Annotated in this window: 1 protein-coding gene and 1 pseudogene; both read left to right on the top strand. The window is 67.1% G+C overall.

All coding sequences use genetic code 11. The features are described 5' to 3' along the window. Positions 1-180: pseudogene (locus V6U90_RS33660) on the top strand (hypothetical protein); the annotation flags it as partial. A 2-nt stretch (positions 181-182) separates the two neighbouring features. Beyond that, positions 183-809 (top strand): nucleotidyl transferase AbiEii/AbiGii toxin family protein (locus V6U90_RS33665; protein WP_334445246.1); only part of this gene is annotated, 627 nt, incomplete at its 3' end.

Below are 809 nucleotides of genomic sequence, written 5' to 3' on the forward strand. Positions count from 1 at the left end.
CTGGCCAGCGCGTACAAGGTGGTGCTCACCGAAGCCAGCACCGTTGACGACCTGAACACCTGGCTCAACGCCGACCTCCTCCTGCGGCTCTGGCCCACCCTCTGGCTGCCACCCCAGCTACGACGGCGCTGGGAGGAAGCCTTCCCCGAACTCGCAGCGACCCGCACGAACGCCACGTAACGGTGGACCCGTTTCACGAACGACTCGCCCGCACCGGGCTTGCGGCCGCCCACCGGTACGGCTTCGCCCTTGCCGGCGGTTACGCGGTCCAGGCAGCCGGCCTTCTTGAGCGGCCCAGCGAAGACGTTGACCTGTTCACCGCATGGGACCGCCGTGAGGAGTTCAGCACCGCGGTCACCGCCGTCGTGCACGCCTACCGTGTCGACGGCCTGACCGTCGACGTTGAGCGGCAGTACGAGATGTTCGCCCGGCTGGCGGTCACCGATGGCCTGCCTGTTTCCAAGGTCGAACTCGGCGTGGACTGGCGCGCCAACGAACCCGTCCTCATGGCCATCGGACCGGTCCTACACCCCGACGATGCGGTCGCGAACAAGATGAGCGCACTCTATGGGCGAGCGTTCGCCCGTGACTTCGTCGACATCGACGCCACGCTTCAGTCCGACCGATACACCCATGAAACTGTCCTCAACCTCGCCGAACGCGCCGACAGAGGTTTCGACCGGCGGGTCTTCGCCGACGCTCTCGGGCAAGCCAGCCTGCTCGATCCTGACGACTTCGCCCAGTACGGCGTCACCGGCCAGGCGCTGAACAACCTCCGTGGCCGGTTCGCGGCATGGCGCCGCGAGCTA

This window comes from Micromonospora sp. CPCC 206060 (assembly GCF_036906895.1).
Classification (GTDB): Bacteria; Actinomycetota; Actinomycetes; order Mycobacteriales; family Micromonosporaceae; genus Micromonospora.